Origin of the sequence: Pseudomonas sp. WSY_20, from assembly GCF_043104335.1 — a bacterium.
Classification (GTDB): Bacteria; Pseudomonadota; Gammaproteobacteria; order Pseudomonadales; family Pseudomonadaceae; genus Aquipseudomonas; species Aquipseudomonas parafulva_B.
The window spans coordinates 80,809-102,078 of the sequence record NZ_JBICKP010000046.1; the positions used below are offsets into that span (position 1 = coordinate 80,809).

Here is a 21,270-nt window from a genome sequence, read left to right on the forward strand (position 1 = left end):
CCGATTGGGGTTTGTGCAGCGAGCCGGTAAGGCAGACCAACAGCTGCGGGAATTCTTAACAGGTCGCAGGCTCTTTGCAGTTGTAGGGCAAGAAAGCCTACCCGGCAACTGAGAGATATGCGGTGTAAGGCGCAGACGGTACTCCCATCCGCCAGGGGTTTCAAGCATCGAACGGTACGCTTGAGCGGCTTTACAGGGCAAATCACCGAGACTTATAAGAAACCTTCACGATGTAACCTCACAGGAAGGATGCAGCATGCTCGATACCGCCACCAGCCACAGCGAGAAACGCGATTTCATCCGCATGCGCATCGACACGCCGGTCACCCTGGTGCACGAGGGTAACGTCATCGCCGCCGTGTGTCTCGACCTGTCCAGTAGCGGGATGCAAGTAAAAGCCCCTCAGCCGTTCCAGGTCGGGGATCGGCTGGAGGTGCGCCTGGAGTCTGATCACCCGTCGCTCGAAGGCTTGCACGCCACGGCGGAAGTGGTGTGGATCGCGGCCCAGGCGGATGGGCAGCATACGTTCGGGCTGCGCATCCTGGCCATGCGGTAGGGTTAGAAATCGTCCTCGACTTCGCCGTCGCGCACCTTGAACTCACGGTTCTGCAGGTAGGCGTTGCGAATGAAGATGTATTTGTCCCCCTGAATCAGCTTCTCGGCCGGCAGCAGGCTCGCACGGGTATCCACCACGTCCAGGGCGAAGGCCGAGTTGCGGGTAGGGACATGGTCCACGTAGCGATAAGGCCGGGTGAAGGTGTCCGGGTACTTGGCTACACCATCGCGCACGGTGCTGGGGCCGAGCAACGGAATGACCACGTACGGGCCGCTGGGTACACCCCAGTAGCCCAGGGTCTGACCGAAGTCTTCATCGCTGCGTTGCAGGCCCATCTTGGTGCCGACATCGAAGAACCCCGCCAGGCCGAAGGTGGTGTTGACGATCAGGCGCGCCGTGTCCACCCCTGCCGCATGGGGCTTGAGCTGCAGGACGTTGTTGGCCAGATTGGTCACATCGCCCAGGTTGCGGAACATATTGTGAATGCCGTCTTCGAGAAACTGCGGCGTGACGGTGTCATAGCCCTTGGCGAGCGGCTTGAGCGCGTAGGTATCGAGGGTATCGTTGAAGCGGAAGATCGGGCGATTGACCGCTTCCCAGGGGTCTTCTTCGGTCGCGGCCTGGGTAGCCGCCACGGGCGCCAGCAGCATGCTGGCGCATACACAGGCCTGGGTGACTCGTTCGATCACACTGGCACCGATCCTACGCATAGTGTTTCTCCATCAGGATTATCGGCCGCAAGCGCAACGGGCGCGCTGCTGTAGTGCGGCAGTATAGAGTTTTGCAGGCCGATAGACAGCTTTCGGCAGCCATGAAGTTTAATGTGACCAAGTGTTGCGTCAGTCGTGCTACGCGATGGCTGCAAGATTCAGCGGAAAAGCCATTGGTCGCCTGCCTTGTGGATGAAAATCATCGCTTGGCAGTTGATACGCGAGAAATACAGACACAGCCCAGCGGCTGCCAGTCATGCAAATCCAAGGCGAAGGGTTTACGCTCAGTACAGGCCAGAACCTTTGCCGCCTCGCTGAGGTCCATGGCTTGCCAAACCCATGATGGAGAATTGCCAATGCCTGCCCGCGAATTGCAAGAGCGCCTCAACAGCCTGCGCGAGCAACTGGATCGCAACGTGCCACTTTCGGACGAAGAGCTGGCTGCGCTCCACGAAGAAGCGCGCCAGATCGAAGCGCAACTGAAGCTGGAAAACGCCACGCCTGACAACAACCTGGCCGACGGTGTGAACCTCGCCGTGGAGCGATTTGAAGCCGACCACCCTGACCTGACGGCCACCCTGCGCAGCATTGCCAACTCGCTGCACAGCATGGGTATCTGAAACATACCGCTCGGGCTGCTGCGCGCCCAGCGCAGCGCAGTGGCCTGTCTTGACCCGCACTCAGGCCAGAGGCGAACAGCACATGGCCTGCTGTCAGGATCGGCTGCAGTTCAACGCAGGCGCACCTCTGCGGCGGTCACTGCCTGGCCAGCCGCCCATTGTTCACGACGATTTCCCCCATGCTGCGGTAGGGGTTGATGTCCAGCCCACCTCGGCGCACATACCGGGCATAAACGGTCAAGTGCTCAGGCTGCAACAGATTTTTCAGGTCCAGATAGATGCGCTCCACGCATTGCTCATGGAAGTCCGCATGCTGGCGGAAGCTGATGAGGTAGGTCAGCAGGCTGGCATGATCAAGCGCGCTGCCTTTGTAGGCCACTACCACACTCCCCCAGTCAGGCTGTCCGGTGACCGGGCAGTTGGACTTGAGCAAATGGCTGTGCAGCGTCTCTTCGACCACCTGATGGGCATCGCATTGCAACAGCTCCGGTTGCGGCTGCGCATAGTTGGAAATAGCCACGTCCAGCCCATCGATGCAGGTGCCTGGCAAAGCGACCACGCCTTGGGCCTCAACCTCTTCCAGCGTTTTGACCTTGACCCCTACCGCCTTGCCGGCGGCCGCCGAGAGATCCCTCTCAAGGCACGCCTGCAACGGCTCAATGCCCGCAAAAACGGTCTGGTTCAACGAGTTCAGGTAAAGCTTGAATGACTTCGATTCGATGATGTTGGGCGAATCAGCCGGGATGGCGAACTCGCCTATGGCTACCACGGGCTTGCCCGAGGGCAGCAGCCAGGACAGTTCGAAGCAGTTCCAGTAATCCACACCTTGCCAGGGCAGCGTCTGCGCGGTGACGCCCAGCTCCGCCCACTTGGCGGTGCGTGGGATCGGGAACAACAGCTCCGGGGAATAGGTGGCGACGTATTCACTGGACTTGCCCAGCGGGGAGTGTTCGGCGGCAGGGTGCATTGGAACTGACCTGAAAGTGTGGAGTGGACGCTAGCGTTCGTACGGTGCGCGCCCCGATTCTGGGGCAATCCTGTCGTGTACAGGATGACGCGTAGGGCGCCCAGTCTACCCTTTTGCTTGCCGCCTTGCAGCGCCACTCATTCGATGATCAGCGGCCCAACCATGCCCGCTTGGTAATGGCCTGGCACATTACAGGCGAATTCGATGGGTGCAGAGGCCTTGAAGGTCCAGGTCAACTCGGCGCGCTGGCCAGGCATCACCAGCACCGTGTTACCGCCGCCATGCCCATGGCCTGCGCCATGATCATGCCCGCTCATGGCGCCATGCCCCATGCCCTGTTCGCCTACGGCCGCAGTGAACAGCTCGCCTTGCATGGCAATCATCTGCTTCTGGTGTTCGGCATGCATGGCCTTGTCACCCAGGTTGAACTCGTGGGGCAATTGCCCTTCGTTGATCAACACGAAGCGCACCGTCTCACCCGCCTTGACAGTGAGGCTGGCGGGCTCGAAGGCGATGTCCTTGAGCCTCACCTCGACCGTGCGGGTGGCTTTTTCGGCTGGCGCAGGCTCACCGAAAGCCAGTGTATGGGCGGTGCCTGCCTGAGCAAGACTACTGGCCAGCGTCAGTGCGCAGGCAAAGATAAAGCGAGACATCGGGGTTTCCATTCGTTGGATTGAACAGCGCGATGTTAAGCCCATGCGACTGCCATGAACCTGACCGCTGCATTACAAGCCTGTCAGTTTGGCCGAACGCCGCGCAGGTCACGTATGATCCTGGCACCTGTGCGCCGGCTGGACTCCACCGCGGCGCCGCATCGCCAGCCGGAGCTTGCCTCAATGAAACTGTTGATCGTCGAAGACCAAGTGCGTACTGGCCAGTACCTGCATCAGGGCCTGAGCGAGGCCGGCTTCACGGTAGAGCTGGCCACCGATGGCGAGACAGGCCAGTTCCTGGCCCTGACGGGCGATCACGATCTGCTGATCCTGGATGTGATGCTGCCAGGGCGCGACGGCTGGCAGATCCTCAAGGCCGTGCGACAAGCCGGTATCGATACGCCTGTGCTGTTTCTGACCGCCCGCGATGCCATCGAGGACCGGGTACATGGCTTGGAACTGGGCGCCGATGATTACCTGATCAAGCCATTCGCCTTTTCGGAGCTGCTGGCGCGTGTGCGCAGCCTGCTCAGGCGCGGGGCCACGCCCAGTGCCGATACCTCGCTGGCGGTGGCGGACCTGCGCCTTGACCTGATTCGCCGGCGTGTCGAGCGCGGCGGCCAGCGCATCGACCTGACCGCGAAAGAATTCGGTTTGCTCGAGCTGCTGTTGCGCCGTCAGGGTGAAGTGCTGTCCAAGGCGCTTATCGCGTCCCAGGTATGGGACATGAACTTTGCCAGCGACACCAACGTGATCGAAGTGGCCATTCGGCGACTGCGGGCCAAGGTGGACGATGCCTACGACGACAAGCTGATCCACACGGTGCGCGGCATGGGTTATGTGCTGGAAGTGCGTTCATCGTGAGGCGCCGCATTTCGCTGACCAGCCGCCTGGCGCTGCTGTTCGCCGCCTGCACAGCTGCGGTTTCGCTAGGGGCGGGCCTTGTGTTCAATCAGGCCAGCGAGCAGCATTTCATCGAACTCGACCAGCAGTTGCTGGCGTCGCGCCTGTCATTGTTGCGCCGTCACCTCACTGACGTCGGCACACAAGCCGATCTGCAAACCCGCCTGCCTGCCCTGCACGAGGAGCTGAGTCATCAGGCCGACCTGTCCGTGCGGGTCACCTCAGGCAGTGGCGCCACCTGGTTCGAGAGCCGCGCTGGCCTCCCCCCTGCGCCCTCCTCCACGGGTTTGAACACGCTGCACGCGCAGGGCACGGACTACCGTAGCCTTGCTGTGGCGCTGATGCCCGGCAGCGCCTCACCGCACCTTGTGCTGTACCTTGACATCACCCATCACCAGCATTTTCTGCAAGGCATGCAGCGTCTGGTCTGGCTGACAGTCGGGCTGTCGGCGCTGGTCACCGTCCTGCTGGGCGGCTGGGCAGCACGTAGTGGCCTGCGCCCCTTGAGGCAGATGGGGCGCATCACCGCACGCGTCTCTGCCCGCTCGCTCACCACTCGCCTACCTGTGGAGCAGATGCCTGCCGAACTGGCCCAATTGGCTGACAGCCTCAATGCCATGCTGCAGCGCCTGGACGATGCGTTTCAGCGCCTGTCGGCGTTTTCGGCCGATATCGCCCATGAACTGCGTACGCCGCTGTCCAATCTGCTGACCCACACCCAGGTCACCCTGACTCGCCCACGCAGCCTCGACGCCTACCGGGAGGCATTGCACGACAACCTCGAAGAGCTGCAAGCGATGGCGCAGATGATCAATGACATGCTCTTTCTGGCCAAGGCCGACCAGGGGCTATTGGCACCCGGTGACACTCCACTGGCGCTGCATGATGAAGTGGATTCGCTGCTGGAGTATTACGCCCTGGCGGCTGAAGAGGCGGCCGTGCAACTGACACGAGAGGGGCAAGCGTGGCTGCCCGGCGACCGGACTATGCTGCGCCGGGCGCTCTGCAACTTGCTCGACAACGCCTTGCGCTTCACGCCGGCGGGCGGACAGGTGCGGATCACACTGGCGGCTGGGCCGAGCATTACCGTGGCCAACACCGGCAGCGCCATCGAGGCGACGGCACTGCCACGGCTGTTCGATCGTTTCTACCGGGTGGACCCTTCCAGGCATGACGGCGGCGGCGAACATGCCGGCCTGGGCCTGGCGATCACGCGGTCGATCGTGCAGGCCCATGGCGGGCGGATTCAGGTGGCGTGCGAGGCTGGCTGGACCCGCTTCACGCTGGACTTCACAGGCCGGTAGAGGCTCCGTCAAACCGCCAAGCCAATGGCCGGTTGTACCTGGGAAGCCCGGTAGGCTGGGTAGAGGGTAGCCAAGAAGCTCATCACCAGCCCCGCCGCGCAGATCATCACCACGTCCCCGCTTTGCAGCTCCGATGGCAGGCTGCTGATGAAGTACACGTCGGAGGTGAAGATATGCTGACCGCTGATCCGCTCCAGCCAGCCCACGATCTGGCTCACGTTGAGCGCGGCGATCACCCCCAGCACGCCGCCGATCAGCGTGCCGACCACGCCAATCAAGCTGCCCTGGACCATGAACGTACCCATGATCTGCGCAGGCGTTGCCCCGAGGGTACGCAGGATGGCGATATCCGGCCCTTTGTCGTTTACCACCATGACCAAGGTGGCGATGATGTTGAACGCGGCCACGGCAATGATCATCAGCAGCAACAGGCCGATCATGGTCTTTTCCATCTTCATGGCGCTGAACAGGCTACCTTGGGTATGGGACCAGTCATCTGCCCGATAGCCCTCACCCAGCTGCGCTGCGATGGCCTTGGACACCTGCGGGGCGGCGTACAGGTCATGCAGTTTCAGCCGCACACCCTGCACCTGGCCGGGCGCCCAACGCTGCATGCTCGCGGCATCGGCCATGTGAATGTAGGCCTGGGAACCATCGAGTTCGGCGCCCACCTTGAAGATGCCCACCACGGTCAAGCGCTGCATGCGTGGGGTGATCCCGCCAGGCTCGCTGCTGATCTCCGGCACGATCAAGGTCAGTTTGTCCCCGGTATTCAGCCGAAAGCGGCGGGCCGTCAGCTCGCCGATCACCACGCCGAACTCGCCCGGCTGCAAGTCCTGCAGGCGGCCCTGAACGATGTGCCGCCCTACGATCGACACCTTGTTTTCCTCGGCCGGGTCGATACCGCCAACCTGAATCGGCTGCATGGCGCCCTTGTAGGACAGCATGCCTTCCATTTCGGTGATCGGGGCCGCGGCAACCACGGCAGGGTTTTTCATGGCCGCATCGGCCACCTGCTGCCAGTTGTCCAGCGGCTGCTGGCCCAGGATGGCCGCGTGGGGTACCAGGCCCAGGATGCGCGAGCTCATTTCGCGCTGGAAGCCGTTCATCACCGACAGCACCACGATCATGGCCAGCACGCCCAGGGACAGGCCGATCATCGAGGTCATGGAGATGAACGAGATGAAATGGTTGCGACGCTTGGCCCGGGTATAGCGCGCGCCGATGAAGATGGGCAGGGGTCTGAACATGTGCGGATACACCCAATCAAAACAGGTCGCGGGATGAAAGGGTCACCCCGCTCGGTCGGTCAGATCGCCACCAGGTGGCCATTGTCGAGTTTCAGTACACGGTCCATCTGACGCGCAAGGCTCAGGTCGTGGGTCACCACCAGGAACGCCGTGCGCGAAGCGCTGGACAGTTCCTGCATCAACTCCTGGATGCCCTGTGCAGTATGGTGATCGAGGTTCCCGGTGGGTTCGTCCAGCATCACCAGGCCTGGGCGGTTGACCAGCGCACGTGCGATGGCCACTCGCTGACGCTCGCCGCCAGACAGCTCGGCCGGCTTGTGATTGAGGCGATGCCCCAGCCCAACGCGTTTGAGCAGCGCCTCGGCACGTTCACGCGCCTCTGGAATAGCCGTACGGCCTATCAGCAGTGGCATGCACACGTTCTCGAGGGCCGTGAATTCGGGCAGCAGGTGATGAAACTGGTACACGAAGCCCAACTCGCGGTTGCGCAGCAGGCCCCGGGCGCGCTCGCCCAACGCCGACAGCTCTTCGCCGGCCAGCCAGACACTGCCCTGGGTGGGGCGATCCAGGCCGCCCAGCAGGTTGAGCAAGGTGCTTTTGCCCGACCCCGAACTGCCGACAATGGCGATGCGCTCGCCGGCGTGCAGTTCCAGGTTCAGGCCAGACAAGACCTGCACCGACTCGGGGCCCTCATCGTAGGACTTGCCCAGGTTGCGGCAACTCAGAACGGCTTTATCACTCATGCGCGACTCACTCATAACGTAACGCCTCTGCCGGCTGGGTGCGTGCCGCACGCCAGGCAGGGTACAGGGTGGCGAAGAAACTCAGGACCAATGCCGCACCACAGACCATGTACACATCCTGGGCCTGGATCTGCGAGGGCAGGTAATCGATGAAATACACGTCGGCGTTGAGGAATTTGTGGCCGATCAGGTGCTCGATACCGGCGATGACCGTGCTGACGTTGAGCGCCGCAATGATGCCCACCACGGCCCCGATCAACGTGCCCACCACACCGATCACAGTGCCCTGCACCATGAAGATGAGCATGATTTGCCCAGGGGTGGCGCCCAACGTGCGCAGGATGGCGATGTCCCCCCGCTTGTCGTTGACCACCATCACCAGTGTGGAAATGATGTTGAACGCGGCAACCGCGACGATCAGCAGCAACAGCAGGCCGATCATGGCTTTTTCCATGCGAATGGCCTGGTAGAGATTGCCATGGGTACGGGTCCAGTCGCGGCTATAGAAATCCTGGTCACCCAGTTGTTGGGCGATGTCGTAGGCCACGCGCGGGGCCTGGAACAGGTCATCGAACTTCAAGCGCAGGCCCTGCACCTGGTCGGGCTTCCAGCGGTGCAGGCGCGACAGGTCGGCGATGTTGGTCAGCCCCAGGTAACCGTCGATCTCGCCGGCCCCCACATGGAAGGTGCCCACCACGGTGAAGCGCTTCATGCGCGGGAACATGCCGGCCGGCGTGACGCTGACCTCCGGGGCCACGAAGGTGAGTTTGTCGCCTACGGCCACACCCAACTTGGCCGCGGCCTTGTCACCGATCATGATGCCCCACTCGCCGGGCGCCAACTGGTCCAGCCGGCCCTGCTGGACGAAGTTGTCGATGATCGACACCTCCCGTTCCCGGGCCGGATCGATGCCGTTGAGCAGCACCTTCTGCACCTTGCCGTCATGGGTGAGCAAACCCTGCATCTGGGTGAAGGGCGCGACCGCCACCACCTGCCGATTCTGCTTTACTTGTTCGGCAAGGGCAGGCCAGTCGGCGATGGGCTGGCCGCTCTCGAGCGTGGCGTGAGGGATCATGCCCAACACGCGGGTGCGCATCTCGTGGTCGAACCCGTTCATCACCGACAGCACCACGATCATGACTACCACGCCCAGGGCGAGGCCGATCATCGAGGTCAGGGAAATGAACGAGACGAAGTGATTGCGACGTTTGGCACGGGTATAACGCGTGCCGATGAATGCGAAAAGAGGTCTGAACATGTCGGGGCTTGTTCGGATGGAAGGGAACGTCCTTGTGGCGAGGCGCCTATGGCGGCTTTACACTCGGACCACCGCCGCTACCATGGGTTCGCCATGACGACATTAGACGAAGAAGATCGCCGCGAATACTACCGCATCGCCGATCGGATCGCACTTCAAATCAGCCCATTGAGCGCGGCCGAAGCCCTGGATCCAGATGTGTTGCAGGATGATTCCCCGCTGTTCAATCTGCTCAGCGAGCTGCACCTGGCCGACTTCGAGGCCCAGCACCTGCTGCGCCAGCTCAGCGACAAGGACCGCACCCTTGCAGCGTTTCTGCGGGTACAAAACAAGCGCCTGGACGTGCTCAGCGCCGTGGTCGCCCATACCCTGCTGGGCGAGGTAGGCCAGCCGCAGGCAGTCGTGGTGTCCGAAGGTGGCCTGGAGTGCATCCAGCCAGAGCCCTTTGCACAGGGTACCCAGGTGAAGGTACAAATGGTGCTGATGCCGCGCGCCCACGGCCTGCTGTTGCGCGGCAAGATCACCCATTGCGACGCCAGGCCCCAGGGCGGCTTCGAGGTCGGCATCGAATTCATCGACATGGTCGATGCCCAGCGCCAACTGCTTGCCCGCTACATTCTGCAACGCCAGCAACAGCAAAGACGCCAGCAACTGGAACAGAACGCCCCATCACCCTGACTCATTTTCTCACTGAAGGAACGAACGTGACCCTGATCTACGGCCATCGCGGCGCCAAGGGCGAAGCACCCGAGAACACCCTGAACAGCTTCCGCCAGTGCCTGTCCCACGGCATCATGCGCTGCGAGCTGGATCTGCACCTATCGGCCGACAACCAGCTGATGGTGATCCATGACCCTACCCTCAAGCGCACCACCGGCAAGCGCGGCAAGGTGGTCGAGCACCCGGCCGAAGACCTGGTCAAGCTCGACGCACGTCAGGGTGGCCCGGGCTGGGTCCAGCCCTGCCCCATCCCACGCCTGGAAGAGCTGTTCGAGAAGTGCCCGTTCGAGCACTGGCAGCTGGAAGTCAAGAGCGCCTCGCGCACCCGCGCAGCCACTACGGTGCTGGCCATACGCGAGCTGGCCCAGCAGTTCGGCTTGCTGGACAAGGTGACGATCACCTCAAGTTCACGCGAAGTGCTGGGCGCCGCTCAAGAATTGGTGCCGGACGTGCAACGCGGCCTGGTGGCCGAATACGCCTGGCTCGACCCGCTGAAGGTTGCACAGAATTATGGTTGCCAGATGCTGGCACTGAATTGGACGTTGTGCACCCCGGAACGCCTGCAAAAGGCGCAGAAGCAGGGTTTGCACGTATCGGTATGGACGGTCAACGAGCCGGCGCTGATGCGCAGGCTCGCTGATTTTGGCGTGGACAGCCTGATTACAGACTTTCCCGGTTTGGCCAGGACCACCCTCGGGCAGGGTTGAATTCGGTCTCTCCGACCGGCTCAGGCCACCGGTCGGAGCCGCTCAAAAAAGCCGGTTCAGACCGTCATAGGCCGCTACCCGATAGGCCTCTGCCATGGTCGGGTAGTTGAACGTGGTGTTCACAAAGTACTTGAGGTTGTTCAGCTCGCCTGGCTGGTTCATCACTGCCTGGCCGATATGCACGATCTCGGATGCCTGGTAGCCGAAGCAGTGCACACCCAGCACCTGCAGGGTCTCGCGGTGGAACAGGATTTTCAGCATGCCCTGGGGCTCACCGGCGATCTGCGCCCGGGCCATGCTCTTGAAGAAGGCCTTGCCCACTTCATAGGGCACCTTGGCCTGGGTCAGTTCCTGCTCGTTCTTGCCGATCGAGCTGATCTCCGGAATGGTATAGATGCCCGTCGGCACATCGTTGACGAAACGCCAGCTGCCGTTGTCGACGATGCTGCCTGCGGCCGAGCGGCCCTGGTCGTGCGCGGCACTGGCCAGGCTCGGCCAGCCGATCACGTCGCCTGCGCCGTAGATATTCGGCACGCTGGTGCGGTAGGCCTCGTCCACTTCGATCTGACCGCGGCTGTTGACCTTGATGCCGATGTTCTCCAGCCCAAGCTTGTCGGTATTGCCGGTCCGCCCGTTGCACCAGAGCAAGGCATCGGCCTTGATCTTCTTGCCCGACTTCAGGTGCAGGATGACGCCGTTGTCCAGGCCCTCGACCCGCTCATAATCTTCGTTGTGGCGCACGGTGATGTTGTTGTTGCTGAAGTGGTAGCTCAGGGCCTGGGAGATTTCCGAATCCAGGAAACTGAGCAGTTGCCCTCGGTTGTCCACCAGCTCGACCAGCACACCAAGGCCGCTGAAGATCGAGGCGTACTCGCACCCGATCACGCCGGCGCCATACACAATCAGCTTGCGCGGGGTGTGGCTGAGGCTGAGGATGGTGTCGCTGTCGTACACACGCGGGTGGTTGAAGTCGATGTCTGCTGGTCGGTAGGGGCGCGAACCGGTGGCGATGATGATGTGCTTGGCGTTGAGTTTTTCCACCACGCCATTGGGGCAGACCACTTCGACGGTCTGCTCGTCAGCGAAGCTGCCGGTGCCGAAGAACAGGTCGACGCGGTTGCGGGCGTAGTAGCCCGTGCGCGAGGCCACCTGCTTGGCGATGACCTTTTCGGCGCTCTTGAGCACGTCCGGGAAAGAGAACCAACGCGGCTCGCCGATGGCGCGGAACATGGTGTTGGTGTTGAACTGCATGATCTGCCGCACCGAGTGACGCAGTGCCTTGGACGGGATGGTGCCCAGGTGGGTGCAGTTCCCCCCGACCTGGCGACGGGTGTCGACCATTGCCACCTTGCGCCCTGCTTTGGCGGCGTTCATTGCCGCACCTTCCCCGGCCGGGCCGGAACCCAGCACCACTACGTCGTAGTTGTAGACAGCCATGCGTACTCCTTCAGAACTGGCCCGCAAGCCACGGTCGCTTGCGGCGCACGATCATGCCGCCTCGGCGCCATGAGAAAAATCGGGTGCAGTCTAATCAAGCGTGAACGGCGCGCACATTAACCCTTGGTCGCGTCGTAGGCCAATTTCGCCCGCACTACATAAAGCACCGTCTCCCTGGCGGCAATCATCCTTGTCCACGCTTTCGACCACCTTGCACTGCCTGCTCAGACGGAAAAACCGCCCAGGCACCTGCGAAACGGCGGTTATTGTCCCTGAAATGTTGCGCTGAGTCACTCGATGACCCCCTGCGCTCTGCTAGGACAAGCGCCCTTGCCCGGCAGCGCAAACGAAAACGGGAACCCAAAGGTTCCCGTGTGTTCAGCGTCTGACTGGCCGATCAGCGTGGAAAGGCAGGCGGGTTGACCCCGGCCATGTCTTCCATCACGCGCACGACCTGGCAGCTGTAGCCGAACTCGTTGTCATACCACACGTAGAGCACGACGCGATTATCGTTGCAGATGGTGGCTTCGGCGTCTACCACACCGGCGTGGCGCGAACCCACGAAGTCGGTGGAGACCACTTCCTGGGAGCTCACATAGTCGATCTGCTTGTGCAGGTCCGAGTGCATGGCCGTCTGGCGCAGGTACTCGTTGATTTCCTCGCGGCTGGTGGCCTTTTCCAGGTTCAGGTTGAGGATTGCCATCGACACGTTCGGCGTCGGCACGCGAATGGCGTTGCCGGTCAACTTGCCCTTGAGCACAGGCAGGGCCTTGGCGGCGGCGGTGGCAGCACCGGTTTCGGTGATGACCATATTCAGCGGCGCGGCGCGGCCACGGCGGCTGCCCTTGTGGAAGTTGTCGATCAGGTTCTGGTCGTTGGTGAACGAGTGAACGGTTTCGACGTGGCCGTTGACGATGCCGTACTGGTCGTTGACGGCCTTGAGCACCGGCACGATGGCGTTGGTGGTGCAGGAGGCGGCGGAGATGATCTTGTCATCGGCCGTGATCTCGCCGTGGTTGATGCCATGCACGATGTTCTTCAGGGCACCCTTGCCAGGTGCAGTGAGGATCACGCGGCTGGCACCCGGGCAGGCCAGGTGCTGGCCCAGGCCGTCGGCATCACGCCATACGCCGGTGTTGTCCACGATCAGCGCGTTGTCGATGCCGTACTGGGTGTAGTCGACTTCGCTCGGGTTCTTGGCGTAGATGATCTGGATCAGGTTGCCGTTGGCCGTCAAGGTGTTGTTGGCTTCGTCGATGGTGATGGTGCCATCGAACGGCCCATGCACCGAATCACGACGCAGCAGGCTGGCACGCTTGACCAGATCGTTCTCGGCGCCTTTGCGCACGACGATGGCACGCAGGCGCAGGCCGTCGCCACCACCGGTCTTCTCGATCAGGATACGCGCCAGCAGGCGACCGATACGGCCGAAACCATACAGCACGACGTCGGTGCCTTTGCGCGCGGCGGCGTTCTGCTGGCCCACCACGTCAGCCAGTTCTTCACGCACGAACTGCTCGGCGCTGCGGCCGTTGCCTTCGAGCTTGAACTTGTTGGCCAGCTTGCCCAGGTCGACCGAGGCGGCGCCCAGTTTCAGCTCGCTCATGGCCTTGAGCAGGGGGAATGTCTCGTGAACGGACAGTTCGGTTTCGTCGGTCTGGCGATGACGCGCAAAGCGGTGTGCCTTGAGGATCGAGATAACCGAACGGTTGATCAGGCTGCGGCCATAGATCGAGCTCACCACATTGTTGTTGCGGTAGAGCTGACCGATAAGCGGGATCATCGCTTCAGCCAGGGCTTCACGATCAATCCACTCACCAAGACACTGGTCGGGCTTCTGAGTCACGGGAACCTTCCACATGTAGGGACAGAAAAAAGGGGCTACATTATGACGCCCCGATGCGTAACCGGCAATGAGCGCCTGTCGTGGTCACGCACATCGATCATCCTGCCCCATTGGAGCCTGACAGCCGCCAGCGTCACCGGTACAATCGGTCTCTTTGCCGAAACGCTTGGAGTGCAATCTCCCGTGTCAGTTCTGCGCCTACCGCAACTGTCGGCTACCGCCGGCAAACAAACCTGGGGCAACCTGCCCGGTGCCGCCCTCAGCCTTGCCATCGCCGAGGCCGCCAGCAGCGCTGGCCGCTTCACCCTGCTGCTGACGGCAGACAGCCAGGCCGCCGACCGCCTGGAGCAGGAACTGAAGTTCTTCGCGCCCGAGTTGCCGGTGCTGCCGTTTCCCGACTGGGAGACCCTGCCCTACGACCTGTTCTCGCCCCACCAGGACATCATCTCCCAGCGCATCGCCAGCCTGTACCGGCTGCCGGAGCTGAGCCACGGCATCCTGGTAGTGCCCATCACCACGGCCTTGCATCGCCTGGCCCCTACCCGCTTCCTGCTGGGCAGCAGCCTGGTGCTGGACGTGGGCCAGACCATCGATGTGGAGCAGATGCGCAGCCGCCTGGAAGCCAGTGGTTACCGCTGCGTGGACACCGTCTATGAGCATGGCGAGTTCGCCGTGCGTGGGGCCTTGATCGACCTGTTCCCGATGGGCAGCAAGTTGCCCTACCGTATCGACCTGTTCGACGACGAAATCGAAACGCTGCGCACGTTCGACCCCGAGACCCAGCGCTCGATCGACAAGGTCGACTCCATTCGCCTGCTGCCGGCACGCGAATTTCCGATGCAAAAAGAGGAAGTCACCCGGTTCAAGGCACGCTTTCGCGAGCGTTTCGACGTGGATTTTCGCCGCAGCGCGATCTTCCAGGACCTGGCCAGCGGCATCATCCCGTCCGGTATCGAGTATTACCTACCGCTGTTCTTCGAAGAAACCTCGACCCTGTTCGACTACCTGCCGGCCGATACCCAGGTGTTTTCGCTGCCGGGCGTTGAGCAGGCGGCCGAACACTTCTGGAACGACGTACGCGGGCGCTACGAGGACCGCCGGGGCGACCTGAGCCGGCCCTTGCTGCCGCCGGCCGAGCTGTTCATGCCGGTTGAAGACTGTTTCGCGCGCCTCAAGCAGTGGCCACGGGTGGTGGTCAGCCGCGATGACCTGGACCCAGGCGCCGGGCGCCAGCGCTTCGCCGCTCGCCCCCTGCCTGACCTTGCCATCGAAGCCAAGGCCAACCAGCCGCTGGCGGCATTGGCAGGGTTTCTCGACCAGTTCGATGGGCGCGTGTTGTTCACCGCAGAATCGGCCGGACGCCGCGAAGTGCTGCTTGAGCTGCTCGAACGGCTCAAGCTGCGCCCGAACACGGTCGAAGGCTGGACCGACTTCGTCACCGGTAGCGAACGCCTGAACATCACCATCGCACCGCTCGACGAAGGCCTGCTGCTCGACGACCCGGCCATGGCCCTGATCGCCGAAAGCCCGCTGTTCGGTCAGCGGGTGATGCAGCGCCGCCGCCGCGACAAGCGCGGTGAAACCGCCAACGATGCCGTCATCAAGAACCTGACCGAGCTGCGTGAAGGCGCGCCGGTGGTGCATATCGATCATGGCGTGGGCCGCTACCTGGGCCTGGCGACGCTGGAAATCGACGGCCAGGCCGCCGAGTTCCTGACCCTCCAATACGCCGAGGGCGCCAAGCTCTACGTACCGGTTGCCAACCTGCACCTGATCGCCCGCTACACCGGCAGCGATGACGCGCTGGCGCCCCTGCACCGCCTGGGCTCGGAAACCTGGCAGAAAGCCAAGCGCAAGGCCGCCGAACAGGTACGCGACGTCGCCGCCGAGCTGCTCGACATCTATGCCCGCCGTGCAGCGCGCAAGGGTTACGCGTTCGCCGACCCGGCCGCCGACTACGCCACGTTCAGCGCAGGCTTCCCGTTCGAAGAAACCCCCGACCAGCAAGCGGCCATCGAAGCGGTACGCGCCGATATGCTGGCGCCCAAGCCCATGGATCGCCTGGTGTGCGGCGACGTGGGCTTCGGCAAGACCGAGGTCGCCATGCGTGCAGCGTTCATCGCCGTGCACAGCGGTCGCCAGGTGGCTGTGCTGGTGCCCACCACCCTGCTGGCCCAGCAGCATTACAACAGTTTCCGCGACCGTTTTGCGGACTGGCCGGTCACCGTCGAGGTGATGAGCCGCTTCAAGTCGGCCAAGGAAGTGGCCAACGCCGCGGCCGAGCTGGCCGAGGGCAAGATCGACATCCTGATCGGCACCCACAAGCTGCTCCAGGACGACGTACGCTTCAAGGACCTGGGCCTGGCCATCATCGACGAAGAGCATCGTTTCGGGGTGCGCCAGAAAGAGCAGCTCAAGGCGCTGCGCAGCGAAGTGGACATCCTGACCCTGACCGCCACGCCCATCCCGCGCACCTTGAACATGGCTGTGGCGGGCATGCGCGATCTGTCGATCATCGCCACGCCGCCGGCCCGGCGCCTGTCGGTACGCACCTTCGTCATGGAACAGAACAACAGCACCGTCAAGGAAGCGCTGCTGCGCGAACTGCTGCGCGGTGGCCAGGTGTACTACCTGCACAACGATGTAAAAACCATCGAGAAATGCGCCGCCGACCTGGCTGAACTGGTCCCCGAGGCGCGTATCGGCATTGGTCACGGCCAGATGCGCGAGCGCGAGCTGGAGCAGGTGATGAGCGACTTCTATCACAAGCGCTTCAACGTGCTGGTGGCCTCGACCATCATCGAAACCGGCATCGACGTACCCAGCGCCAACACCATCGTCATCGAGCGTGCCGACAAGTTCGGCCTGGCCCAGTTGCACCAATTGCGTGGCCGGGTCGGTCGCAGCCACCACCAGGCCTATGCCTACCTGCTGACGCCAACGCGCCAGAAGGTCAGCGGCGACGCCGAAAAACGCCTCGAAGCCATCGCCAACACCCAGGACCTGGGTGCCGGGTTCGTGCTCGCGACCAACGACCTGGAAATCCGCGGGGCTGGCGAGTTGCTCGGGGACGGCCAGAGCGGTCAGATCCAGGCGGTGGGCTTTACCCTGTACATGGAAATGCTCGAGCGCGCCGTCAAAGCGATCCGCAAGGGCACCCAGCCCAACCTGGAACAACCGCTGGGCGGCGGCCCGGAAATCAACCTACGCCTGCCAGCCCTGATCCCCGAGGACTACCTGCCGGACGTGCATGCGCGGCTGATCCTGTACAAGCGCATCGCCTCGGCGGCCGATGAGGAAGGGCTCAAGGACCTGCAGGTCGAGATGATCGACCGCTTCGGCCTTCTGCCAGAGCCCACCAAGAACCTCATGCGCCTGACGCTGCTCAAGTTGCAGGCGGAGAAACTGGGCATCAAGAAAGTCGACGCTGGCCCCAATGGCGGCAAGCTCGAGTTCGAGGCCGAAACGCCGGTCGATCCTCTGACCCTGATCAAGCTGATCCAGAGCCAGCCCAAGCGCTACAAGTTCGAAGGCGCCACCCAGTTCCGCTTCATGGTCCCGATGGAGCGGCCTGATGAGCGTTTTAACACCCTTGAGGCGCTGTTCGAGCGCCTGACACCAAAGCCTGCCTAAGGAAGATCCATGCGCGCCATTCGCTGTCTGACCCTGCTGCTGGTGGCGTTTGCCCCAGCGGCATTCGCCCAGGGCCCGTATCAGGTCGAAATGATCCTGGTAAGGCAGAACAACGTACCCGCGTTCACCAGCCCGTTCGCGCCTGAAGACTGGAGCGCTGGCGCGCCACGGCTGGACAAAGGCGCAGAGCAGCGCCCGGTGCTCGAAGACGAGGCCACACGCTTGAGCGCCACGGCCGACTACACGGTACTCATGCACCGGGCCTGGCAACAGCAGGTAGGCGATGGGCCCAGTCGCATCGCATTCGGTGAAGGTACCGAGCAGTTCGGCCATTTCCCGATCGAGGGCAACCTGAGCATCACCCAGGGTCGCTTCATCCAGGTCGAAGCCAACCTATGGGTCAACCAGCTCGACGGCAACGGCAGCGTGCTGCAGAGCGAGCAATTTCGGCAGGCCAACAGCAATGTGAAAGGCGGACAACTGACCTACCTGGACGGCGGTCATCTGGCCATGCTGTTGAAGATCACCCCACCCGGCACACCCAAGATGCCGTCGCAGGACATGCTGGAGCAGTGACCCATGAGACGTAAAGGACCTGATGCCTTCGAGCTGCTGAACGAGTACCCCAACTGGATCGAATGTTTCGATGCAGGTGCTCTTAAGCGAGGCGAGGTCTATGCGAGCGAGGGCAAGGCTGAGCTTGCGTACCTGGACGGGCAAAGGTTTTCTGCGCTGTGCGAAGGCAGTGCGGGACAAACCTACAGGCAGACCATCGAAGTGAGCGTGCATGCCGGGCGCTGCATCGTCGAGGGCGACTGCAGTTGCCCTGTGGGGTACAACTGCAAGCATTGCGCAGCCGCGCTGCTGCTGATCAGCGACCCCTTCGACAAGCCACCCATAGCCCAGCCCACCTCTGCACAGATGTCAGCCGAGCTTCAGTATTGGCTCAGCAATCTCGAGCAAGCGCCCGCACCGGTCAAACCCGGCAAGGACAAGCGCGGGCGCTCGGTCTGCTACAACCTGCACCTTCAGGACGATGCCAGTTGCTCGGTGGTCGTGCGCAAAGGCACCGAAACCGAAGACGGCATTCGCTTCAGCCGGGTGCAATCGGTCTACGACTTCCTGTACGACCGGCCAAAATTCGTGACCGAAGAAGACGCACGCATCCTGCGTCTACTCTCCTCGCTCAACCAGGGGGGCGGCCAGGAGCGGGGCTACAGGCTGACCGGGGGCGAAGGCGGTGAGTTGCTTCAGCGCATTATCGACACGGGCCGGCTGTACCTGTTCGACACTCAACCACCACTGCAGCCCGGGCCGGTGCGCCAGGGCGAGTTTCGCTGGGTGCGCCTGGACAATGGTGCGTACCGTGGCTTGTGGTTCACTGGCGAGGATAAATCCAACTGCGTCATCCCATTGCTTCCGCTGTACTACCTGGACATGGTCACCCATGAGATCGGCGTCCTGGAGCATGAGCTAAACCCCCACGTTGCGATGCAACTGACCCTCGCGCCCGAGGTGCCGGAGCACCTGGTCGTGCCGCTCAGCCACAAGCTCAACGCCTTGAGCCATGCCGTGCCGACACCGACCGAGGTCCAGGAGCAACACGTCGATGACATTCAGCCCACCGCGCACCTGGTACTTGGGAGCCTGGAGTTCACCGCCTACATGCCCAAGACCGGTCGCATGCAGCGCCAGATGCAGCACCGCGCCGCGTTGTCGTTCGACTACGACGGCCTGTCGGCCAGCGGCAATACCGACAAGCCGCTGACGCGTCTGGTGGGCAGCGTGAGCCAGCGCATCAGCCGCCAGCCCAAGGCTGAGCAAGCCCTGCGCAATGTCCTGCGTGACATGGGGTTCAAGGTCGCGACCCGGCAGAGCAAAGCACTGCCCGACAGCGCCGGCGAAATGTTCCTGCTTCCCGACGACGAGGCCTGGCTGCAATTCGTGCGCACCAACCTGCCCCAGCTGCGTGAAGCGGGCTGGCAGGTGGACGTCAACCGCGACTTCGCGTTCGACTTGCAGGAGGTAGAAGACTGGTACGCCACGGTCGATGAAACGCCAGGCCGTGAATGGTTCGACCTTGAGTTGGGTATCGTCGTCGAAGGGCAGCGGCACAGCCTGCTGCCCATCGTCCTGCAACTGTTGCGCAACAGCCCTGAGCTGCTACGCCCCAGCGAACTGGCCAAGCGCAACGACGAGGAGCACCTGCTGATCGATCTCAACCGCGGCCGGATCGATGCCCCTGCCCTGCGCGTGGCTCTGCCTTATGGCCGGGTCAAGGCCGTGATGACGACCTTGGGCGAGCTCTACCTGAGCGAACCTGAGGCCGGGACGGCACTGCGCATGAGCCGAGCAGACGCTGCGCGCCTGAACGGGATCGAAGCGCTGCCCCTGCATTGGGAAGGCGGTGAGCATGTGCGCGACCTGGGTCGCCGCCTGCGCGATGCCAGGGATCTGCAGGTCGCCCCCCCTGCCGGCTTGCAAGCCAACCTGCGCGGCTACCAGCAGCAAGGGCTCAACTGGCTGCAAGCACTGCGGGAAATGGGCACCGGTGGCATCCTTGGGGATGACATGGGCCTGGGCAAGACCTTGCAGGCCCTGGCCCATGTGCTGCTGGAAAAAGAAGCGGGCCGTTTAGGCGCGCCAGCACTGGCTGTCATGCCGACCAGCCTGATACCCAACTGGCTGGACGAGGCGCAGCGCTTCGCACCCGGCCTTCGGGTGCTGGCCCTGCACGGGCCAGCCCGCAGCAAGCATTTCGCCCGCCTGCAGGATTACGACCTCATCCTGACCACCTATGCACTGGTACCCCGCGATCTTGCGCATTTGCGTGCACAGCCATGGCACCTGCTGTTGCTCGACGAGGCGCAGAACATCAAGAGCAGCACCAGCAAGGCAGCCATGGCCGTGTGCCAACTGCAGGCTACCCAGCGCCTGTGCCTGACCGGTACACCGATGGAAAACAATCTCGGCGAGCTGTGGTCGATCTTCCACTTCCTGATGCCCGGCTGGCTGGGTGACCTCAAGCGCTTCAATCAGGACTACCGCACGCCTATCGAGCGCCAGGGCAATACCGAGCGCCTGACCCACCTGATCACGCGCATTCGCCCCTTCCTGCTGCGCCGCACGAAAGAGCAGGTCGCCACCGAGCTGCCAGCCAAGACAGAGCTGGTGCACTGGGTCGAACTGAGTGACGCACAGCGTGACACCTACGAGGCCGTGCGGGTGGCGATGGACAAGAAGGTTCGCGACGAGGTAGCCCGCAACGGTGCCGCACGCAGCCAGATCGTCATCCTCGATGCACTGCTCAAGCTGCGACAGGTGTGTTGCGACTTGCGCCTGGTCAAGGGCGTGGACATCAAGGGCAACCAGAGCGACAAGGGCAAGCTGGGCGCGCTGCTGGAGATGCTCGAAGAGCTGATGGGCGAAGGCCGCCGCGTGCTGCTGTTCTCCCAGTTCACCTCGATGCTGTCGTTGATCGAGCAGGAACTGAAAAAGCGCAGCATCCGTTACAGCCTGTTGACTGGCGACACTCGCGACCGCCGCACCCCTGTCCAGCAGTTCCAGGAGGGGGACAGCCAGGTCTTTCTGATCAGCCTCAAGGCAGGCGGGGTGGGCTTGAACCTGACGGCAGCCGACACCGTCATCCATTACGACCCGTGGTGGAACCCAGCCAGCGAAAACCAGGCGACCGACCGGGCCTACCGCATTGGCCAGGACAAGCCTGTGTTCGTGTTCAAGCTGATCACCCGCGGCACGGTGGAGGAAAAGATTCAGCTGTTACAGCAGGAAAAAGCAGCGCTGGCTGCCAGCCTGCTAGACGGTGGCAAGGCCGGGCAATGGCGACTGGGGGACGAGGAAATAGAGGCGCTGTTTGCCCCGTTGCCGGGCAAGCGCGGTCGGTAGCAGCTGTCGGAACGCGTACCCGCTGGGTATACGCGTTCCGACAGCTGCTGGACGATG

The 21,270-nt window shown here is 62.7% G+C and carries 17 protein-coding genes; 9 read left to right on the forward strand and 8 right to left on the reverse strand.

Going from position 1 to position 21,270, the window contains the following annotated elements; all coding sequences use genetic code 11:
- Window positions 1-256 precede the first annotated feature (256 nt).
- Entirely contained in the window at window positions 257-556 is a 300-nt protein-coding gene (locus tag ACF8E5_RS12140; RefSeq protein ID WP_078478271.1) for a PilZ domain-containing protein, read from the forward strand.
- Between the two features lie 2 nt (window positions 557-558).
- Here the strand turns inward: ACF8E5_RS12140 and ACF8E5_RS12145 are convergent, their stop codons facing one another.
- Window positions 559-1,266 (reverse strand): VacJ family lipoprotein, encoded by a 708-nt coding sequence (locus tag ACF8E5_RS12145; protein WP_058605700.1) that lies wholly within the window; start codon window positions 1,264-1,266, stop codon window positions 559-561.
- Between the two features lie 356 nt (window positions 1,267-1,622).
- On the opposite strand from ACF8E5_RS12145, the gene ACF8E5_RS12150 reads away from it, so the two are divergent.
- Window positions 1,623-1,886 carry a DUF4404 family protein gene (locus ACF8E5_RS12150; protein WP_023534264.1) on the forward strand — a complete coding sequence of 88 codons (264 nt, stop codon included), beginning with the start codon at window positions 1,623-1,625 and terminating at the stop codon, window positions 1,884-1,886.
- Window positions 1,887-2,022: 136 nt separating this feature from the next.
- On the opposite strand, the gene queF is transcribed toward ACF8E5_RS12150, so the two are convergent.
- Window positions 2,023-2,853 (reverse strand): NADPH-dependent 7-cyano-7-deazaguanine reductase QueF, encoded by an 831-nt coding sequence (queF, locus tag ACF8E5_RS12155; protein WP_182138938.1) that lies wholly within the window; start codon window positions 2,851-2,853, stop codon window positions 2,023-2,025.
- Between the two features lie 137 nt (window positions 2,854-2,990).
- Window positions 2,991-3,506: a plastocyanin/azurin family copper-binding protein gene (locus ACF8E5_RS12160; RefSeq protein WP_058639648.1), complete on the reverse strand. Its 516-nt coding sequence runs from the start codon at window positions 3,504-3,506 to the stop codon at window positions 2,991-2,993.
- A gap of 183 nt (window positions 3,507-3,689) precedes the next feature.
- On the opposite strand from ACF8E5_RS12160, the gene ACF8E5_RS12165 reads away from it, so the two are divergent.
- Together ACF8E5_RS12165 and ACF8E5_RS12170 are read left to right on the forward strand one after the other, a co-directional pair.
- Window positions 3,690-4,370: a heavy metal response regulator transcription factor gene (locus ACF8E5_RS12165; protein ID WP_058639676.1), complete on the forward strand. Its 681-nt coding sequence runs from the start codon at window positions 3,690-3,692 to the stop codon at window positions 4,368-4,370.
- Window positions 4,367-5,713, forward strand: coding sequence for a heavy metal sensor histidine kinase (locus ACF8E5_RS12170; protein WP_196185736.1), 1,347 nt, complete (start codon window positions 4,367-4,369; stop codon window positions 5,711-5,713). The genes ACF8E5_RS12165 and ACF8E5_RS12170 overlap by 4 nt, the downstream gene beginning before the upstream one ends.
- Window positions 5,714-5,721: 8 nt before the next feature.
- Here the strand turns inward: ACF8E5_RS12170 and ACF8E5_RS12175 are convergent, their stop codons facing one another.
- The 3 genes from ACF8E5_RS12175 to ACF8E5_RS12185 are packed head-to-tail and all read right to left on the reverse strand — an operon-like array spanning window position 5,722 to window position 8,964.
- A complete protein-coding gene (locus ACF8E5_RS12175) occupies window positions 5,722-6,963 on the reverse strand; it encodes a lipoprotein-releasing ABC transporter permease subunit (protein ID WP_058639650.1) in 1,242 nt (413 codons plus the stop codon).
- A 59-nt stretch (window positions 6,964-7,022) separates the two neighbouring features.
- The gene (gene lolD / locus ACF8E5_RS12180; RefSeq protein ID WP_174435400.1) at window positions 7,023-7,706 is read right to left on the reverse strand and encodes a lipoprotein-releasing ABC transporter ATP-binding protein LolD; all 684 of its coding nucleotides are present in this window, start codon (window positions 7,704-7,706) and stop codon (window positions 7,023-7,025) included.
- A 7-nt stretch (window positions 7,707-7,713) separates the two neighbouring features.
- Window positions 7,714-8,964: a lipoprotein-releasing ABC transporter permease subunit gene (locus ACF8E5_RS12185; RefSeq protein ID WP_058605705.1), complete on the reverse strand. Its 1,251-nt coding sequence runs from the start codon at window positions 8,962-8,964 to the stop codon at window positions 7,714-7,716.
- 93 nt (window positions 8,965-9,057) lie between these two features.
- Between ACF8E5_RS12185 and ACF8E5_RS12190 the strand changes: the two genes are divergently transcribed.
- Entirely contained in the window at window positions 9,058-9,642 is a 585-nt protein-coding gene (locus ACF8E5_RS12190) for a PilZ domain-containing protein (RefSeq protein ID WP_058605715.1), read from the forward strand.
- A 26-nt stretch (window positions 9,643-9,668) separates the two neighbouring features.
- Window positions 9,669-10,391, forward strand: a complete 723-nt coding sequence (locus ACF8E5_RS12195) for a glycerophosphodiester phosphodiesterase (protein WP_058605706.1) — start codon at window positions 9,669-9,671, stop codon at window positions 10,389-10,391.
- A gap of 42 nt (window positions 10,392-10,433) precedes the next feature.
- On the opposite strand, the gene sthA is transcribed toward ACF8E5_RS12195, so the two are convergent.
- On the reverse strand, window positions 10,434-11,828 hold the full coding sequence (gene sthA, locus ACF8E5_RS12200; RefSeq protein ID WP_023534167.1) for a Si-specific NAD(P)(+) transhydrogenase: 1,395 nt from the start codon (window positions 11,826-11,828) through the stop codon (window positions 10,434-10,436).
- Window positions 11,829-12,225: 397 nt separating this feature from the next.
- Window positions 12,226-13,689 (reverse strand): glyceraldehyde-3-phosphate dehydrogenase, encoded by a 1,464-nt coding sequence (locus ACF8E5_RS12205; protein WP_027915082.1) that lies wholly within the window; start codon window positions 13,687-13,689, stop codon window positions 12,226-12,228.
- 168 nt (window positions 13,690-13,857) lie between these two features.
- Between ACF8E5_RS12205 and mfd the strand changes: the two genes are divergently transcribed.
- From mfd to ACF8E5_RS12220, 3 genes are read left to right on the forward strand one after another with little or no spacing between them, the layout of a single operon-like run.
- Entirely contained in the window at window positions 13,858-17,307 is a 3,450-nt protein-coding gene (gene mfd, locus ACF8E5_RS12210) for a transcription-repair coupling factor (RefSeq protein ID WP_182138943.1), read from the forward strand.
- A 9-nt stretch (window positions 17,308-17,316) separates the two neighbouring features.
- Window positions 17,317-17,883 carry a peptidoglycan binding protein CsiV gene (locus tag ACF8E5_RS12215; RefSeq protein ID WP_392475346.1) on the forward strand — a complete coding sequence of 189 codons (567 nt, stop codon included), beginning with the start codon at window positions 17,317-17,319 and terminating at the stop codon, window positions 17,881-17,883.
- 3 nt (window positions 17,884-17,886) lie between these two features.
- Window positions 17,887-21,213 carry an SNF2-related protein gene (locus ACF8E5_RS12220; protein ID WP_392475347.1) on the forward strand — a complete coding sequence of 1,109 codons (3,327 nt, stop codon included), beginning with the start codon at window positions 17,887-17,889 and terminating at the stop codon, window positions 21,211-21,213.
- Window positions 21,214-21,270: the final 57 nt, after the last annotated feature.

Bases quoted from the DNA above. Each gene is read 5' to 3' on its own strand.
- ACF8E5_RS12165 (WP_058639676.1), top strand. From the start codon at position 3,690: ATGAAACTGTTGATCGTCGAAGACCAAGTGCGTACTGGCCAGTACCTG.
- ACF8E5_RS12205 (WP_027915082.1), bottom strand. From the start codon at position 13,689: ATGTGGAAGGTTCCCGTGACTCAGAAGCCCGACCAGTGTCTTGGTGAG.
- ACF8E5_RS12145 (WP_058605700.1), bottom strand. From the start codon at position 1,266: ATGCGTAGGATCGGTGCCAGTGTGATCGAACGAGTCACCCAGGCCTGT.
- ACF8E5_RS12190 (WP_058605715.1), top strand. From the start codon at position 9,058: ATGACGACATTAGACGAAGAAGATCGCCGCGAATACTACCGCATCGCC.
- ACF8E5_RS12220 (WP_392475347.1), top strand. From the start codon at position 17,887: ATGAGACGTAAAGGACCTGATGCCTTCGAGCTGCTGAACGAGTACCCC.
- ACF8E5_RS12175 (WP_058639650.1), bottom strand. From the start codon at position 6,963: ATGTTCAGACCCCTGCCCATCTTCATCGGCGCGCGCTATACCCGGGCC.
- ACF8E5_RS12160 (WP_058639648.1), bottom strand. From the start codon at position 3,506: ATGTCTCGCTTTATCTTTGCCTGCGCACTGACGCTGGCCAGTAGTCTT.
- ACF8E5_RS12185 (WP_058605705.1), bottom strand. From the start codon at position 8,964: ATGTTCAGACCTCTTTTCGCATTCATCGGCACGCGTTATACCCGTGCC.
- queF (WP_182138938.1), bottom strand. From the start codon at position 2,853: ATGCACCCTGCCGCCGAACACTCCCCGCTGGGCAAGTCCAGTGAATAC.
- ACF8E5_RS12150 (WP_023534264.1), top strand. From the start codon at position 1,623: ATGCCTGCCCGCGAATTGCAAGAGCGCCTCAACAGCCTGCGCGAGCAA.
- sthA (WP_023534167.1), bottom strand. From the start codon at position 11,828: ATGGCTGTCTACAACTACGACGTAGTGGTGCTGGGTTCCGGCCCGGCC.
- lolD (WP_174435400.1), bottom strand. From the start codon at position 7,706: ATGAGTGATAAAGCCGTTCTGAGTTGCCGCAACCTGGGCAAGTCCTAC.
- ACF8E5_RS12140 (WP_078478271.1), top strand. From the start codon at position 257: ATGCTCGATACCGCCACCAGCCACAGCGAGAAACGCGATTTCATCCGC.
- ACF8E5_RS12215 (WP_392475346.1), top strand. From the start codon at position 17,317: ATGCGCGCCATTCGCTGTCTGACCCTGCTGCTGGTGGCGTTTGCCCCA.